The sequence below is a fragment of the Burkholderia sp. 4NA327C6 genome, assembly GCF_005502655.1.
GTDB classification, from domain to species: Bacteria; Pseudomonadota; Gammaproteobacteria; order Burkholderiales; family Burkholderiaceae; genus Burkholderia; species Burkholderia contaminans.
The window spans coordinates 68,432-84,834 of sequence record NZ_SCNZ01000016.1; the positions used below are offsets into that span (position 1 = coordinate 68,432).

Annotated in this window: 17 protein-coding genes and 1 pseudogene; all 18 read left to right on the top strand. The window is 69.0% G+C overall.

The features are described 5' to 3' along the window. A pseudogene (locus tag FFS49_RS18035) lies at nucleotides 1-387 on the top strand (hypothetical protein); the annotation flags it as partial. Between the two features lie 397 nt (nucleotides 388-784). After that, the gene (locus FFS49_RS18040; protein WP_039351245.1) at nucleotides 785-1,021 is read left to right on the top strand and encodes a DNA-binding protein; all 237 of its coding nucleotides are present in this window, start codon (nucleotides 785-787) and stop codon (nucleotides 1,019-1,021) included. Then, entirely contained in the window at nucleotides 1,008-1,424 is a 417-nt protein-coding gene (locus tag FFS49_RS18045; RefSeq protein WP_226285408.1) for a type II toxin-antitoxin system VapC family toxin, read from the top strand. Before FFS49_RS18040 ends, FFS49_RS18045 begins: the two co-directional genes overlap by 14 nt. 199 nt (nucleotides 1,425-1,623) lie before the next feature. Further along, complete coding sequence (locus FFS49_RS18050) at nucleotides 1,624-2,520, top strand: VOC family protein (protein WP_039350875.1); 897 nt, start codon at nucleotides 1,624-1,626, stop codon at nucleotides 2,518-2,520. Nucleotides 2,521-2,529: 9 nt separating this feature from the next. Next, entirely contained in the window at nucleotides 2,530-3,423 is an 894-nt protein-coding gene (locus FFS49_RS18055) for a CoA-transferase (RefSeq protein ID WP_046547957.1), read from the top strand. Nucleotides 3,424-3,433: 10 nt separating this feature from the next. Then, a complete protein-coding gene (locus FFS49_RS18060; protein ID WP_105816536.1) occupies nucleotides 3,434-4,231 on the top strand; it encodes a ketoacid CoA transferase in 798 nt (265 codons plus the stop codon). Nucleotides 4,232-4,239: 8 nt separating this feature from the next. Further along, on the top strand, nucleotides 4,240-5,172 hold the full coding sequence (locus FFS49_RS18065; protein ID WP_071332494.1) for an enoyl-CoA hydratase: 933 nt from the start codon (nucleotides 4,240-4,242) through the stop codon (nucleotides 5,170-5,172). Further along, entirely contained in the window at nucleotides 5,169-6,257 is a 1,089-nt protein-coding gene (locus FFS49_RS18070) for a nitronate monooxygenase (RefSeq protein ID WP_105816535.1), read from the top strand. The genes FFS49_RS18065 and FFS49_RS18070 overlap by 4 nt, the downstream gene beginning before the upstream one ends. A 33-nt stretch (nucleotides 6,258-6,290) precedes the next feature. After that, nucleotides 6,291-7,100 carry an enoyl-CoA hydratase family protein gene (locus tag FFS49_RS18075; RefSeq protein ID WP_105816534.1) on the top strand — a complete coding sequence of 270 codons (810 nt, stop codon included), beginning with the start codon at nucleotides 6,291-6,293 and terminating at the stop codon, nucleotides 7,098-7,100. After that, nucleotides 7,097-8,266: an acyl-CoA dehydrogenase family protein gene (locus FFS49_RS18080; protein ID WP_137909839.1), complete on the top strand. Its 1,170-nt coding sequence runs from the start codon at nucleotides 7,097-7,099 to the stop codon at nucleotides 8,264-8,266. The genes FFS49_RS18075 and FFS49_RS18080 overlap by 4 nt, the downstream gene beginning before the upstream one ends. A 35-nt stretch (nucleotides 8,267-8,301) precedes the next feature. Continuing rightward, complete coding sequence (locus tag FFS49_RS18085) at nucleotides 8,302-9,369, top strand: acyl-CoA dehydrogenase family protein (RefSeq protein WP_105816532.1); 1,068 nt, start codon at nucleotides 8,302-8,304, stop codon at nucleotides 9,367-9,369. Beyond that, entirely contained in the window at nucleotides 9,369-10,520 is a 1,152-nt protein-coding gene (locus FFS49_RS18090; protein WP_105816531.1) for an acetyl-CoA C-acetyltransferase, read from the top strand. Before FFS49_RS18085 ends, FFS49_RS18090 begins: the two co-directional genes overlap by 1 nt. 34 nt (nucleotides 10,521-10,554) lie before the next feature. Next, complete coding sequence (locus tag FFS49_RS18095) at nucleotides 10,555-11,433, top strand: SDR family oxidoreductase (RefSeq protein WP_105816530.1); 879 nt, start codon at nucleotides 10,555-10,557, stop codon at nucleotides 11,431-11,433. Nucleotides 11,434-11,435: 2 nt separating this feature from the next. Then, nucleotides 11,436-12,674 (top strand): acyl-CoA dehydrogenase family protein, encoded by a 1,239-nt coding sequence (locus tag FFS49_RS18100; protein WP_105816529.1) that lies wholly within the window; start codon nucleotides 11,436-11,438, stop codon nucleotides 12,672-12,674. Beyond that, nucleotides 12,671-13,873, top strand: a complete 1,203-nt coding sequence (locus tag FFS49_RS18105) for an acyl-CoA dehydrogenase family protein (RefSeq protein ID WP_105816528.1) — start codon at nucleotides 12,671-12,673, stop codon at nucleotides 13,871-13,873. Before FFS49_RS18100 ends, FFS49_RS18105 begins: the two co-directional genes overlap by 4 nt. Beyond that, complete coding sequence (locus FFS49_RS18110; RefSeq protein ID WP_039350841.1) at nucleotides 13,870-14,670, top strand: SDR family oxidoreductase; 801 nt, start codon at nucleotides 13,870-13,872, stop codon at nucleotides 14,668-14,670. Before FFS49_RS18105 ends, FFS49_RS18110 begins: the two co-directional genes overlap by 4 nt. Beyond that, nucleotides 14,670-15,155, top strand: a complete 486-nt coding sequence (locus tag FFS49_RS18115) for a MaoC family dehydratase (RefSeq protein ID WP_105816602.1) — start codon at nucleotides 14,670-14,672, stop codon at nucleotides 15,153-15,155. The genes FFS49_RS18110 and FFS49_RS18115 overlap by 1 nt, the downstream gene beginning before the upstream one ends. 17 nt (nucleotides 15,156-15,172) lie before the next feature. Further along, nucleotides 15,173-16,378, top strand: a complete 1,206-nt coding sequence (locus FFS49_RS18120) for an acetyl-CoA C-acyltransferase (RefSeq protein ID WP_105816527.1) — start codon at nucleotides 15,173-15,175, stop codon at nucleotides 16,376-16,378. Nucleotides 16,379-16,403 lie beyond the last annotated feature (25 nt).

Consider the following 16,403-nt stretch of genomic DNA (forward strand, 5'->3'; position numbering starts at 1 on the left):
GGTCACCACGCCACGATTCCATGGCGAGGCAGCGGCTTCCAGGCGACGCTCGGCCTGCGCTTCAACGACGATGATCTCCGTGGCGTATCGGTGCCGACCAACGGCTCTTACGTGTTCGGCGGCAAGCGCTATCCGACCGTGATGCCGTACTTCGGGATCGGTTACGGGCACCGGCCGGCTTCCAAGGGGCTGGGGTTCGTTGCCGATCTCGGCGTGGCGTACGGGATACCGAAATGTTCGTACACGCTGTCGCCTGAACTGGCAGCTGCGGCCGGGCCGGCGAAGAGCCAGATCCTGGCCGCGAGCGGGCTGGATTCTCTGCGGCAGGTGATGTCGCGCTACCGGTGGTACCCGGTTTTGCAGATCGGGATTTCGTATCGGTTCTGAGCGGTCGAGACGTCATTGCGTGTGCCGGTGCGGGCAATGCCGGCATCGCCGAAACGGGCGTGGCAACGAGGGTTGGCAAGACTGCCGTTTGACGACCGACGCGAGTACGGCGCGCGGACGCGGTGAATGCAGCCGCGTCGCTGCAGCGTGTGCGTGCGCCTTCACAAGACGCGGCGAATAGCCGATCGGCCGTCTTTCCTGCCGTTCCGTTCCGGCTCACCTTGCAGACAGCAATTCGACCCGTCGGGCGAGCGGCGCATGCCGAGAGGTTTCATGCGGCCCGTTGCCGTTCGCCGACGCCAATCACCGTCCTCCTTCCGTCAACGGCGATGATAGCAATGATTGCAATTCGCCCTCGTGGCGCTATCATTGATATCAAACCCGGATGGAGGAACTCATGGCAAATCTACTGGTGCGTAACGTGGATGACAGTATCGTTCAGAGCCTGCGCGAGCAGGCTGCGGCAAATGGCAGGAGTGCCGAGGCCGAACATCGGGCCATCCTGGCCGATGCGCTCGGCCGGCCGAAGCGGAAGACATTTGCGCAAGTGCTGATGAGCATGCCCGATGTTGGCGACGACGCGGATTTTCAACGTGTTCAGGATTCCGGCGAGGCCAGGCGTGTATTTGATTGACACGAATATCATCAGCGAAATCAGGAAGGGCAAGCGAACCAACCGTGGCGTGCGGGCGTTTTTCAGGCAGGCCGCGGCGGACGCAAGCCCGCTTTATCTTTCCGTCGTAACGGTTGCTGAACTTCGCCGCGGCGTCGATCTGATCCGTCATCGCGGCGATCATCCCCAGGCGTCGGCGCTCGAGGCCTGGATGGCGACCATCCTGTCCGGCTATGCGCCGAACATCCTGCCGGTCGACATCGAGATCAGCCAGATGTGGGGGCATTTGCGCGTACCCGATCCGACGCACGAACTCGACAAGCTGATCGCGGCCACCGCGCTGATCAACGATCTCACGGTGGTCACGCGCAACGTCGCGGATTTCGCCCGCACCGGCGTCAAGCTGCTGAACCCGTTCGACTGATCCGGGTTGCCGCGCTGCGGCAACCTGCACCTGCTTCCCGTCTCCTCCCGCATGTATAGCCCGTCCCACCGGGCTTGCGCGCGCACATGTGCCGCGCCAATTCCCCGCCGCCTCTCGTCCCAACAGACGATGTGACACCACCCCCGACCGGCCAGAATCCTTTCACGAACAACGGATTCTGAACCAGGAGGAGGCCGACATGATCGATGTCCGTGCGCTTGGCTATGTCGTCGTCGAGGCGACGCGCGTCGATGCGTGGCGCCGCTATGCGGAAGACGTGCTGGGCATGCAGGCGCTCGACGCACCCGACGGCGCGCTGTACCTGAAGATGGACGAGCGCGATTTCCGCTACGTGATCGTTCCCGGCTCGACCGACCGCTATTTCGCGTCGGGCTGGGAGCTCCCCGACGGCGCCGCGTTCGATGCCGCGCTGGCGGCACTGCAGCGCGCGGGTGTCGAGCCGGTGCGCGCCACCCGCGACGAAGCCGCGCTGCGCCGCGTGCAGGCGATGGCGTGGTGTACCGATCCGTCCGGCAACCGCCACGAGCTGTACTGGGGCGCGCGCTGCGACTTCCGCCGCTTCGTGTCGCCGCTGGGCGTCGCGCGCTTCGTCACCGGCGACATGGGGCTCGGCCACGCGGTGCTGCCCGCGCCGCAGTTCGACGCGACCGACGCATTCGTGCGCGATGTGCTCGGCTTCGAGCTGTCCGACATCTATCGCGTGAAGTTCACGCCCGATCCGGCCGAACCCGAGAAACGCATCCACTTCATGCACTGCCGCAACGCGCGCCATCACAGCCTCGCGCTGTTCGAGATGGCCGTGCCGTCGGGCTGCGTGCACGTGATGGCCGAAGTCGACTCGATGGACGAAGTGGGCCGTGCGCTCGACCGCGTGGCCGCGCACGACGTGAAGATGTCCGCGACGCTGGGCCGTCACTGCAACGACCAGATGATCTCTTTCTACATGAAGACCCCCGGTGGCTTCGATCTCGAATACGGCTTCGGCGGCCTCACGGTCGACTGGTCGAAGCACGCGGTATTCGAGGCCACGAAGGTGAGCCAGTGGGGCCACGATTTCAGCATCGGATACCGGTAAGCCAGCACGATGACGATGAAACCTCTCGACAAGACGATGTCCGCGCGCGACGTGGTCGCGCAACTCGCCGACGGCATGACGATCGGCATCGGCGGATGGGGGCCGCGGCGCAAGCCGATGGCGCTGGTGCGCGAAATCGCGCGCTCGAACCTGAAGGACCTGACGATCGTCGCGTACGGCGGCGCCGATGTCGGCCTGCTGTGCGCGGCGAACAAGGTGCGCAAGGTGGTGTTCGGCTTCGTGTCGCTCGACGTGATTCCGCTCGAACCGCATTTCCGCCGCGCTCGCGAGCAGGGCCGCGTCGACGTGCTGGAACTCGACGAAGGGATGCTGCAGCTCGGCCTGCGCGCGGCCGCCGCGCGCCTGCCGTTCCTGCCGACGCGAGCCGGGCTCGGCACCGCGCTGCTCGATCACGCGCCGCAACTGCGCACCGTGCAATCGCCGTACGACGACGGCGAAACGCTGCTCGCGATGCCCGCGATCGAACTCGACGTCGCGCTGCTGCACGTGAACGCGGCCGACCGGATGGGCAATACGCGCATCGACGGCCCGGATCCGTTCTTCGATGCGTGGATGGCGCGGGCCGCACAGCGCTGCTACGTGTCGGCGGAAACGGTCGATGCGTCGCTCGCGAGCGAGGACCTCGACGCCGCCAAACGTAACCCGTTCGAGCGCTCGCTCGTCACCGGCGTCGTGCATGCGCCGGGCGGCGCGCACCCGACGTCGTGCGGGCCCGCCTACGGCTGGGACCTGCCGCACCTGCGCGCGTACTGCGCGAGCGCGGAAGACGATGCGAAAACGACGGCGTACCTGCGCGACGTGGTCGGCCAGGACGAACGCCGGTACCTCGAAGGCGTCGGCGGCCTGTCGCACGTGACGACGCTGCCGTTGCCGATTCTGTAAAGGAGCGCCTGTGAGCGAATCTCTCGACCATTCCCTCGCGGAACTGATGATCGTCGCGTCCGCGCGGCTCTGGCGCGACGACGGCGAAGTGCTCGCGACCGGCATCGGCACGGGCCCGCGGCTCGCGGCCGGCCTCGCGCGGCTCGCATACAACAACGGGCTGATGCTGACCGACGGCGAAGCGTATCTCGTCGAGGAGCCGGTGCCGCTCGGGCCCCGCCCCGACGGCTATCGCGTGAAGGCGAGCGGCTGGATGACCTACGAGCGCGTGTTCGACTGCCTGTGGCACGGCCGCCGCCATGCGCTCGTGATGCCGACGCAGATCGACCGCTTCGGCCAGGCGAACATCTCGTGGCTCGGCGACGACTACGCGCGCCCGAAAACCCAGCTGCTCGGCGCGCGCGGCTTCCCCGGCAACACGACGAACCACGCGAACTCGTTCTTCGTCAGCGGCCACGGCAAGCGCACGTTCGTCGAACGCGAAGTCGACATGGTGTGCACGGTCGGCTACAACCCGGCGCGCCGGCTGCCCGGGATGAAGACCTTCGTCGACCTGCGCAGCATCGTCACCGACCTGTGCGTGATGGATTTCGGCGGGCCGGACCATGCGATCCGCGTGCGTTCGCTGCATCCGGGCGTGAGCTTCGACGAGGTGCAGGACGCGACGGGCTTCCCGCTGTTCGCCGCACCCGACCTCGGCACGACGGCCCCGCCGAACGCGGAAGACCTGCGCATCGTCCGTGCGCTCGATCCGCACAACTTGCGCGCGACGATCGTGCGCAACAATCCGGCGCCGCGCCGGGGATGAGGTCAGACATGGAAGCGACCCAGGTGACCTTCGGCGACGGTGTCGTCGATTACGCGGTCGAGAACGGCATCGCGACGATCACGATGAACCGCCCCGAGTATCACAACGCGCAGAACTCGAAGATGACGTATGCGCTCGACGCGGCGTTCCGGCGCGCGGCGCACGACGACGCGGTGAAGGCGATCGTGCTCGCGGGCGCGGGCAAGCATTTCTCGGCGGGCCACGACATCGGCACGCCGGGACGCGACATCCACGAGTCGTTCGACCGCGCGTCGCTGTGGTACGACCACGTCGACAAGGAAGGCGGCGAATTCCTCTATGCCCGCGAGCAGGAGGTGTACCTCGGGATGTGCCGGCGCTGGCGCGACCTGCCGAAGCCGACGATCGCGATGGTGCAGGGCGCGTGCATCGCGGGCGGCCTGATGCTCGCGTGGGTGTGCGACCTGATCGTCGCGTCGGAGGATGCGTTCTTCGCCGATCCGGTCGTACGGATGGGGATTCCGGGCGTCGAGTATTTCGCGCATGCGTACGAGCTGAACCCGCGCATCGCGAAGGAATTCCTGTTCCTCGGCGAGCGGATGCCGGCCGAGCGTGCGTACCAGATGGGGATGGTCAACCGCGTGGTGCCGCGCGAGCGGCTGCACGACGCAACCTACGCGATCGCCGCGAAGATCGCGACGATGCCGCGCCTCGGGCTCACGCTGACCAAGCAGGCGCTGAACCACGTCGAGGAACTGCAGGGCAAGCGCGCGGCGATGGACGCGGCGTTTGCATGGCATCACTTCGCGCATGCGCACAACGAACTGGTGAGCGGCGACCGTCTCGGCGGCTACGACGCACGCAGCATGGCCAGCTCGCAGCGCCAGCCGAACGGCGCGGACCGCAGCGACGCGCAGGCGCAGGCACCGGCACCGGTTGCCGTCAACGGAGCCGCCGCATGAGCACGACGCTGCACACGCCTTTGTGCGACCTGCTCGGTTGCCGCTACCCGATCGTGCAGACCGCGATGGGCTGGGTGGCCGACGCGCGGCTCGTCGCGGCGACCGCCAACGCGGGCGGCTTCGGCTTCCTGGCCGGCGCGACGCTCGAGCCCGGGCAGGTCGAGGCCGAGATCCTGAAGGTGAAGTCGCTGACGGACCAGCCGTTCGGCATCAATTTCCACATGTTCCAGAAGAACGCGCAGCAGGTCGTCGAGCTCGCGATCAAGCACAAGCTGCGCGCGGTGAGCTACGGCCGCGGGCCCGATGCGAAGACGATCCGCCGCTTCAAGGATGCCGGCATCGTCTGCATGCCGACCGTCGGCGCGCCGAAGCATGCGGCGAAAGCGGTCGAACTCGGCGCGGACATCGTCACCGTGCAGGGCGCGGAAGGCGGCGGCCACACGGGATCGGTGCCGACCACGCTGCTGTTGCCGAAGGTGCTCGACGCGGTGCGCGTGCCGGTGGTTGCGGCCGGCGGCTTTTTCGACGGTCGCGGGCTGGCCGCCGCGCTCGCTTACGGCGCGGCCGGCATCGCGATGGGCACGCGCTTCCTGATGAGCGCCGAGTCGCCGGTGCCGCGCGAGACGCTCGAGCGCTACGTCGCGGTGGGCGACCCGGCGCGCATTCGCGTATCGGACGCGCTCGACGGGCTGCCGCAACGAATGATCGACAACCCGTACCTGCTGAAGCTCGAACGCTTCGGCCCGCTGCGCCGCACGTGGTTCGCGCTGAAGACCGCCGAAGCGTGGCGGCGCCAGAACGGCCTGAGCACGGGCGACATGCTCGGCCTCGCGATCAAGGCGCTGCGCTCGCACGACTACACCGCCAGCCAGACGCTGATGGCCGCGAACGCGCCGTTCCTGATCCAGCGCGCGATCGTCGAGGGCCGCCCGGATGAAGGCGTGCTGCCGAGCGGCCAGGCGGCCGCGATGATCGGCGCGATCGATTCCTGCGACGCATTGATCGCGCGGATCGTCGCGGAAGCCGGCGAGCGGCTCGACGCTCTGGCCGCATTGCGCGGCGCGGCGGCGACCCAGGCGGCGTGACGGCTTGAAAGACATCACAGGGAGGCAGTGCAGATGACAACATCCAAACAACCGGCCGGCGCGATGCCGTTCCGGATCGATCGCGCCGACGGCATCGCCGAACTGGTGATCGCCCATCCGCCCGTAAACGCGATCGACGCGCAGGGCTGGCACGCGCTCTCGCGTGCGCTCGACGCGCTCGGCGAGGACGACGGCGTACGTGTGATCGTCGTGCGCGGCGAAGGGCGCGGCTTCTGCGCGGGCGTCGACATCAAGGAACTGGCCGCGCACCCGGAGCGGATCGTCGCCGTCAACGCGGGCAACTACGAGACGTTCCGCGCGGTGCACCGCAACCCGAAGCCGGTGATCGCGGCCGTGCACGGCTTCGTGCTCGGCGGCGGGATCGGCATTTGCGGCGCGGCTGACATCGTCGTCGCAGCCGACTGCGCGCGTTTCGGCGTGCCCGAGATCGACCGCGGCGCGATGGGCGGCGGCGCGCATCTGCAGCGTCTGTTCGGCGTGCAGAAGGTGCGCGCGATGTACTTCACCGGCGACATGATCGACGCGGCCGAAGCGTACCGCCTCGGTGCGGTCGAGCAGGTCGTGACGCGCGACACGCTGCGCGACGCGGCGCTCGCGATCGCCCGCAAGATCGCGGAGAAGAGCCCGGCGATGGTGCGGCTCGCGAAGGAAGCGCTGAACGGCGTCGAAGACGGCGATCTCGAGAGCAAGTACCGCTGGGAGCAGGGCTTCACGCTGCAGGCATACATGACGAACGACTCGACGGAAGCGCGCGCCGCGTTCGTCGAGAAGCGCGATGCGCGTTTCGACGCGCAGGCGAGCGTCGAGGAGGCCCGCGTATGAACCTGACCTATACGCCGCAGCAACAGGCGTTTCGCGCGCAGATCCGCGCATGGCTCGCCGCGCACGTGCCGCGCGAGCGGCTGCCGAGCTTCGACACCGAGGAAGGCTTCGCCGCGCACCGCGAATGGGAGCGCACGCTGCATTCGGGACGCTGGAGCATGGTCACGTGGCCGCGCGAGCTCGGCGGGCGCGGCTGCGACCTGATCGAGTGGCTGATCTTCGAGGAAGAGTACTGGCGCGCCGACGCGCCGATGCGCGTGAACCAGAACGGCATCTTCCTGCTCGGCCCGACGCTGATGGATTTCGGCACGGCGGAGCAGAAGGCGCGCTTCCTGCCCGCGATGGCGGCCGGCGAGCACGTATGGGCGCAGGGCTGGTCGGAGCCGAACGCGGGCTCGGACATGGCCGCGATCCGCACGACGGCCGCCCGCATCGGCGACGAATACGTGCTGAACGGCCAGAAGATCTGGTCGACGCGCGCGGTGTGGGCCGACTGGCTGTTCGGCCTCTTTCGCAGCGATCCCGAATCGTCGCGCCACCACGGGCTCACGTTCCTGATGGTGCCGCTGTCCGCGCCGGGCATCACGGTGCGGCCGATCCGCCAGCTGAACGGGCAGACGGGTTTCGCGGAAATCTTCTTCGACGACGTGCGCGTGCCGGTCGAGAACCGGCTTGCGGCCGAAGGCACGGGCTGGCAGGTCGCGATGGCGACGGCCGGCTTCGAGCGCGGGCTGATGCTGCGTTCGCCGGCACGGTTCCAGCGCACCGCGCAGGCGCTGCGCGACCTGTATCTCGCGCACCGTGACAGCGCCGATCGCGATCCGACGCTGCGCGAACGCGTCGTGCAGGCGTGGATGGATGCGCAGGCCTACGCGCTGTCGACCTACGCGACCGCGAGCCGGTTGCTTAAGGGCGGCCATATCGGCGCGGAGTCGAGCACCAACAAGGTGTTCTGGTCGGAGCTCGACCTGCGCATGCACCAGACCGCGCTCGACATCCTCGGCGCGCACGGCGAGGTCGTCCCGCAGACGGCCGCGCAGCACGCGACGCTCGGCCACTGGCTCGACGGCTTCCTGTTCGCCCAGGCCGGCACGATCTACGCGGGCACCAACGAGATCCAGCGCAACATCGTCGCCGAACGGATGCTCGGCATGCCGCGCGCGTAAGCGCGCCGGCGCCACCTTTACAGAACGGACATCGTATGGATTTCGTATTCGATGAAGACCAGGAAGCGCTCGCGGACAGCGTGAAGCGCCTGCTGATGACCGAGATGACGCCCGAGCTGATCCGCGAGCTGTGGGCCACGCCGACCGGGCGCTCGGACGACCTGTGGGCGCTGTTCGCGTCGCAGGGGCTGACGGCCGTGTCGGTGCCCGAGGCGTACAGCGGCCTCGGCCTGACCGAAGCGGAATGGGCGCTGCTCGCGCAGGCCTACGGCTATTTCGGCAGCCCCGAACCGTTGCTCGACACGGCGCTCGTGTCGGCCGGCGTGCTGGCGCGGCTGCCGGCGAGCGACTGGCGCGACGCGCTGCTGCGCGACATCGCCGAAGGGCGCGCGCGCGTCGCGCTCGTGCATCCGGTGAACCCGTATGCGGCCGATGTCCACGTCGCGCAGACGCTGCTGTGCGAGCACCGCGGCGAATTGCACCGCGTCGATCCCGCGCAGTGCGCCTGGCGTGCGGTCGACAGCGTCGACCCGTCGCGGCGGCTGTTCACGCTCGACTGGGAGCCGTCGCCGGCCACGCGCATCGCGAGCGCCGACGCGGCCGCGCCGCTGCTGAATCGCGCGCTCGACCACGGCGCGTTCGCGGTCGCCGCGCAGTTGCTCGGCCTCACGCAGCGCGTGCTCGACGTCGCGATCGACTACAGCGCGCAGCGCAAGCAGTTCGGCAAGGCGATCGGGTCGTACCAGGCGCTCAAGCACCTGCTTGCGGACGTCGCGATCCGCTACGAGTTCGCCCGACCGGTGGTGGCACGCGCCGCACAGGCGATCGCCGACGACCACCCGCAGCGCGCGGTATTCGTGTCGCACGCGAAGCTCGCGGCGATGTCGGCGGCGCAGCTGGCCGCGCGCCATTCGATGCAGGTGCACGGTGCGATCGGCTACACGTGGGAGCTCGACCTGCAGATCTTCATGAAACGCATCTGGGCGCTCTCCGGCAGCTGGGGCGACAGCGCGTTCCACAAGGCCCGCGTGGCCGACGCGATTCTCGGCGACGCATTGCCGATCGGCCCCGCGCAGACCTTCGACTTCGAGGAAACGAACTGATGAAACAAGCCTATATCGTCGACGCGCTGCGCACGCCGACCGGCCGCCGCAAGGGCGGGCTCGCGCACGTGCATGCGGCCGACCTCGGCGGCTTCGTGCTGAGGACGCTGGTCGAGCGCAACGCGATTCCCGCCGATGAATACGACGACGTGGTGTTCGGCTGCGTCGATACGATCGGCCCGCTCGCGGGCAACATCGCGCGCACCTGCTGGCTCGCGGCCGGGCTGCCGCTGCAGGTGCCGGGCGTGACGGTCGACCGCCAGTGCGGCTCGTCGCAGCAGGCCGTGCACTTTGCCGCGCAGGCGGTGATGAGCGGGGTGCAGGACGTGGTGGTGGCCGGCGGCGTGCAGACGATGACGCAGATCCCGATCTCGTCCGCGATGACGAGCGCGGCGCCGCTCGGCTTCGACGACCCGTTCTCGGGCAGCACCGGCTGGCGCGCGCGCTTCGGCGATGCGCCGGTGTCGCAGTTCGTCGCCGCGCAGCGGATCGCCGATCACTGGAACCTGTCACGCGACGAGATGGAGCGGTATGCGCTCGAAAGCCATCGTCGCGCGGTGGCGGCGATCGAAGCCGGGCATTTCAAGCGGGAAATCGTGCCGCTCGAAGGCGTGATGCACGACGAGACGCCGCGCCCGGACACGTCGCTCGAAAAGATGGCGACGCTCGAACCGCTGATGCCGGGCGGCTCGCTGACGGCGGCCGTCGCGAGCCAGACCTGCGACGCGGCCGCCGCGCTGCTGATCGTGTCGGAGGATGCATTGAAGCGCTATGACCTCACGCCTCGCGCACGCATCCATCACCTGAGCGTGCTCGGCGACGATCCGTTGTGGATGCTCACCGCGCCGATTCCGGCGACGAAGGCCGCGCTGGAGAAGAGCGGCCTCGACTGGTCGCAGATCGACGTCGTCGAGATGAACGAGGCATTCGCATCGGTCGCGCAGGCATGGCTCGCCGACACGCGTTTCCCGCACGAAAAAACCAACCCGAACGGCGGCGGCATCGCGCTCGGCCATCCGCTCGGCGCGACCGGCGCACGGCTGATGACGACGCTGCTGCACGAGCTGGAACGCACGGGCGGCCGCTACGGGCTGCAGACGATGTGCGAAGGCGGCGGCCTCGCGAACGTCACGATCATCGAGCGCCTGTGAGCGCGCCATCTTTCACGATCCACGAGGCATGAGCATGGGAATCTGTAACGGACGCACCGTCATCATCACCGGCGCGGGCGGCGGGCTCGGGCGCGAATACGCGCTGGCATTCGCGGCCGAAGGCGCGGCGGTCGTCGTCAACGACATCCGGCACGACGCCGCACAGGCGGTCGTCGACGAGATCGCGCAGCGCGGCGGTCGCGCGCTTGCCAATGCCGACGACATCACGCGCGTCGACACCGCGCAGCGTATCGTCGACGCGGCACACACAGCATTCGGCGACATACACGTGCTCGTCAACAACGCGGGCATCTGCCGCGACAAGATGTTCACGAGCATGACGGAAACCGACTGGGACGACGTGATGCGCGTGCACCTGCGCGGCCACTTCTGCCTGTCGAGCGTGCTGGCGCGCTTGTGGCGCGACGCGGCGAAAGCCGGCCATGCGGTCGACGCGCGGATCGTCAACACGAGTTCGGGCGCCGGGCTGCAAGGCTCGATCGGCCAGTCGAACTACGGCGCGGCGAAGGCGGGGATCGCCGCGCTCACGCTGATGCAGGCGGCCGAGCTGCAGCGCTACGGCGTGCGCGTGAACGCGCTCGCGCCGGCCGCGCGCACGTCGATGACCGAAGGCGTGTTCGCCGACATGATGAAGAAGCCCGAGGACGGCGGCTTCGACTACTTCGATCCGGCCAACGTCGCGCCGCTGGTCGTGTGGCTCGGCAGCGCGCTGTCGGCCGACGTGACGGGCCAGGTGTTCGAGGTCGCGGGCGGGATGATCGCGGTCGCCGAAGGCTGGCGCACCGGCCCGAGCATCGATCGCGGCGCGCGCTGGGCGGCGGCCGAGGTTGGCCCGGCGGTCACCCAGCTGCTCGCCGCTGCGCGGCCCGCGCAGCGCGTGTACGGGAGCTGACGATGGATCTGGCGCTCACCGACGAACAGGCGATGATCCGCGACGCAGCGGCCGACGTGCTCGCCGAACGCAGCGCGTCCGCCGACGTGCGCCGCGCGCTCGAGCAGTCGGCCGGCCGCGACGATGCGTTGTGGGCCGCGCTGGCAGGCGAGCTTGGCTGGAATGCGCTCGCATTGCCCGAGGCGGCCGGCGGGCTGGGGCTCGGTGCCGTCGAGCAGACGGTGCTGATGGAACAGCTCGGCCGGCGCATTGCGTGCGTGCCGTATTTTTCGACGGCGTGCCTCGCGGCGACCGCGCTCGCAGGCTGCGCCGATACGCCGTCGGCAAACGGCTGGCTCGCGAAGATCGCCGAAGGTGCGTGCAGCGCGACGCTGGCGCTGCCGTTCGACCTGCCGGCCGGTGCGCGGCAACTGCCGGTAATCGCGGAAGAAGCGGCTGGCGGTTATGCGCTGTCCGGCACGGTCGAACAGGTGATCGACGGCGCGCATGCCGACCTGCTGCTGGTGCCCGCGCGGATCGCGAACGAAGGGCAGTCGATCGGCTTGTTCGCGATCGATGTCGCGACGGCGTCGGGGCTCGACGTCACGCCGCTGGACTCGCTCGACGCCACGCGGCCGATCGCGCGGATCGTGCTCGACGAAGTCCGCGTGAACCGCGACGGGCTGTTCGCGTGCGGCAACGCGGCAGCACAGGTGCTGGAGCGCACCGCCTGGTTCGCAGCACTTGCGCTGGCCGCCGAACAACTCGGCGGCGCCCAGCAATGCCTCGACCTGACGCTCGACTATACGAGCCAGCGCGTGCAGTTCGGCCGCGCGATCGCGTCGTTCCAGGCGGTCAAGCACCGTTGCGCACAGATGATGGTGCTGATCGAGTCCGCGCGCTCGGCCGTGCTCGGAGCCGCACACGCGTGGGACGCGGAAGCCGGCGGCGCGACACCGAGCGACGCATTGCGCGCCGACATCGCCGCCGCGAAATCCGCCGCGAACGACGCGTATGCGTTCTGCGCACAGGAAGCGATCCAGCTGCACGGCGGCGTCGGCTTTACGTGGGAATACGACCCGCATCTCTATTTCAAGCGCGCACAGGCGTCGGGTGCGCAGTTCGGCAGCACGCCGCAACTGCTCGAATGGATCGCGTGTCATGCGATCGACGGCGGCGCATCGGCTCGCGTCGAAGCGTTCGCACCGCCCGCCGCGGCGGCATCTCGCCCGTCGGCCGCACGCGCAGGAGCCCTGCAATGAACAGCGAGACGCGCGAACAGCAATTGCGGCACGAAGTGGCCGACTGGGTGCAATCGCACCTGACCGGCGACTTCGCATGCCTGAAATACCGCGGCGGCCCAGGCGACGAGGAAGCGTGGCCCGAGCTGCGCAAGGCGTGGGAGCAGGAACTGGCGAAGGGCGGCTGGACCGGGCTCGGCTGGCCGACGGACGCCGGCGGGCGCGGCTTCTCGGTTGCCGAACAGGTGATCTTCCACGAGGAATATGCACGCGCAGGCGGCCCCGGTCGGATGGGGCACATCGGCGAAGGGCTGCTCGGGCCGACGCTCGTTGCGTGCGGCACCGACGACCAGCGCGCGCGCTTCCTGCCCGGCATCCTGGCGGGCACGCAGTTCTGGTGCCAGGGGTATTCGGAACCGGGCGCGGGTTCGGACCTGGCCAACGTGCGCACGCGTGCCGAACAGGATGCGGACGGCACGTGGCGCGTGGCCGGCCAGAAGGTCTGGACGTCGCTCGCACACGATTCCGACTGGATCTTCGTGCTCGCGCGTACCGACCCGGCGTCGAAGGGCAACAAGGGATTGTCGTTCCTGCTGATGCCGCTCGACCAGCCGGGCATCGAGATCCGGCCGATCAAACAGCTCAACGGCGGCGCCGAATTCAACGAAGTGTTCTTCGACGGCGCGCGAGCGCAAGCCCGCGACCTCGTCGGCGCACCCGGCGACGGCTGGGGGATCGCGATGACGCTGCTCGGCTTCGAGCGCGGGATGTCGACGCTCGGCCAGCAGATGCAGTTCGTCCGCGAGCTCGAATGGGTGATCGACGCCGCGCGCGAATCGGGCGCGGATCGCGACCCGGTGCTGCGCCAGCGGATCGGCCGCGCGTGGGCCGGGCTTCGCGTGATGCGCTACAACGCGCTGCGGATGCTGTCCGGTGCGGATGGCGCCGATGCCGGCGCCGGCACGCCGCTGCGCCGCGAGGCGCTGATCTACAAGTATTTCTGGTCGAACTGGCACCGCGACCTCGGCCAGCTCGCGATGGATGCACTGGGGGCCCGCGCGAACGTGATCGATCCGGCCGACGAAAAACTCACCCATCTGCAGCGCGTATTCCTGTTCTCCCGCGCGGACACGATCTACGCGGGCACCAACGAAATCCAGCTCAACATCATGGCCGAGCGCGGGCTCGGCATGCCCAGAGAACCGCGAGGTAACGCATGACCGAACCCCAGATCCAGAAAGCGCCGGCCTACGTGCCGGGCCACCAGCTGCTCGCCGGCAAATCCGTGCTGATCACGGCCGCCGCCGGTGCCGGCATCGGCTTCGCGGCCGCGCGCCGCTGCGCGGAAGAAGGTTGCCGCGCGCTGTTCATCTCCGACATCCACGAAAAGCGCCTCGAGCAGGCGGTCGAGACGCTGCGTGCCGAAACGGGGCTGCAGCAGGTCTACGGCCGCCTGTGCAACGTCGCGGTCGAGGCCGACGTGCAGGCGCTGGTCGCGCAAGCGCAGGACCAGCTCGACGGCGTCGACGTGCTGATCAACAACGCCGGGCTCGGCGGCTCGACCCGCATCGTCGATATGGACGATGCCGAATGGTCGCGCGTGATCGACATTAGCCTGACCGGGACGTTCCGGATGACGCGCGCGATGCTGCCGCACATGCAGGCCCGCGGCCGCGGCGCGATCGTCAACAACGCATCGGTGCTCGGCTGGCGCGCACAGGCGGAACAGGCGCACTACGCGGCCGCGAAGGCGGGCGTGATGGCGCTCACGCGCTGCGCGGCGCTCGAGGCGTCGCCATACGGCGTGCGCATCAACGCGGTCGCGCCGAGCATCGCGATGCACGATTTTCTGAAGAAGTCGGCCCCGGCCGACTTGCTGAATCAACTGGCGTCGCGCGAAGCCTTCGGGCGCGCCGCCGAAGTCTGGGAGGTCGCGAACGTGATGGTGTTCCTTGCAAGCGATTACGCGTCGTACATGACGGGCGAAGTGCTGTCGGTCAGCAGCCAGCACGCATGATGAGCACGACCCTCGACCTCGTGCTCGCGACGCCCCGCGTGTTCGCGCATCCCGGCGAACTGGCCGAGGCCGTCGGCGACACGCTCGGCGCGAGCGCATGGCTCGCGATCGAACAGATCCGCATCGACGGTTTCGCCGACGCAACGGGCGACCACCAATGGGTGCACGTCGACCCGGAGCGCGCGAAGGACGGTCCGTTCGGCGCGTGTATCGCGCATGGGTACCTGACGTTGTCGCTCGTCAATTACTTCCTGCCGCAGATCGTGCGGATCGACGGCGCGCGGCTCGGCGTCAACTACGGCTGCGACAAGATCCGTTTCCCCGCGCCGGTGAAGGTCGGTGCGCGTGTGCGCGGCGTCGGCGAGCTGCTGCGTGTCGAGCCGCTCGAGGGCGGCGTGCAGGCATGGATTCGCGTGACCGTCGAGATCGAGGGCGAAGCGAAGCCCGGCTGTGTGGCCGACACGATCAGCCGCTATTACTTCTAGATTCAGAGAGCAGACACATGGAAGACGCAGTCATCGTTTCCGTTGCGCGCACGCCGATCGGCAAGGCGTTTCGCGGCATGTTCAACGATACCGAGGCGCCCGCATTGGGCGGCCACGTCGTGCGCACCGCACTCGAACGCGCGGGCGTCGCGCCAGCCGACGTCGACGACGTGCTGATCGGCTGCGCCGCGCAGCAGGGCACGCAGGGCTACAACATCGGCCGCCTGTCGGCCGCGGCGGCCGGGCTGCCGGCGTCGGTGCCCGGCATGGCGATCGACCGCATGTGCTCGTCGGGCCTGATGTCGATCGCGAGCGCCGCGCGCAGCATCGGCGCGGGCGACGCACGGATCGTCGTCGCGGGTGGCGTCGAGTCGATCTCGCTCACGCAGAACAAGCACAAGAACGCGTATCGCGCGCGCTCGCAGGCCGTGCTCGACCATCAGCCGGCTGCGTACATGGCGATGATGGAAACGGCCGAGATCGTGTCGCGCCGCTACGGGATCTCGCGCGCCGCACAGGACGAATTCGCGCTGCAGAGCCACCAGCGCACGGCCGACGCCCAGGTGGCCGGCCGCTTCGACGCGGAAATCGCGCCGCTCGACGTGCGGCGCGCGCTGTTCGACAAGGAAGGCAACCCGGCCGGTTACGAGGACGTGAACGCCGCGCGCGACGAAGGCGTGCGCGCCGACACGACGGCCGAGCGGCTCGCGGGGCTGAAACCGTCGTGGAGCGGCGGCAAGGTCGTCGAGCAGGGCGCGTTCGTCACGGCCGGCAATGCGTCGCAGTTGTCGGACGGCGCAGCGGCCGTGGTCGTGATGTCGCGCAGCGAGGCGATGCGCCGCGGGCTGACACCGCTCGGCGCGTTCCGCGCCCTCGCGGTGGCCGGCTGCGAGCCCGACGAGATGGGCATCGGCCCCGTGTTCGCGATTCCGAAGCTGCTGGCGCGCTTCGGGATGACCGTCGGCGACATCGGGCTGTGGGAGCTGAACGAGGCATTCGCGTGCCAGGCGCTGTACTGCCGCGACACGCTCGGCATTCCCGACGACCGGCTGAACGTCGATGGCGGAGCGATCGCGCTCGGCCATCCGTTCGGGATGTCGGGTACGCGGATGACGATGCACGCGCTGCTCGAAGGCGCGCGGCGCGGCGTGCGGCACGCGGTCGTGACGATGTGCATCGGCGGCGGGATGGGTGCCGCCGCGCTGTTCGAAGTCGGCGCGTAGCGGCACGCGGACGGGCCGCGGTGTT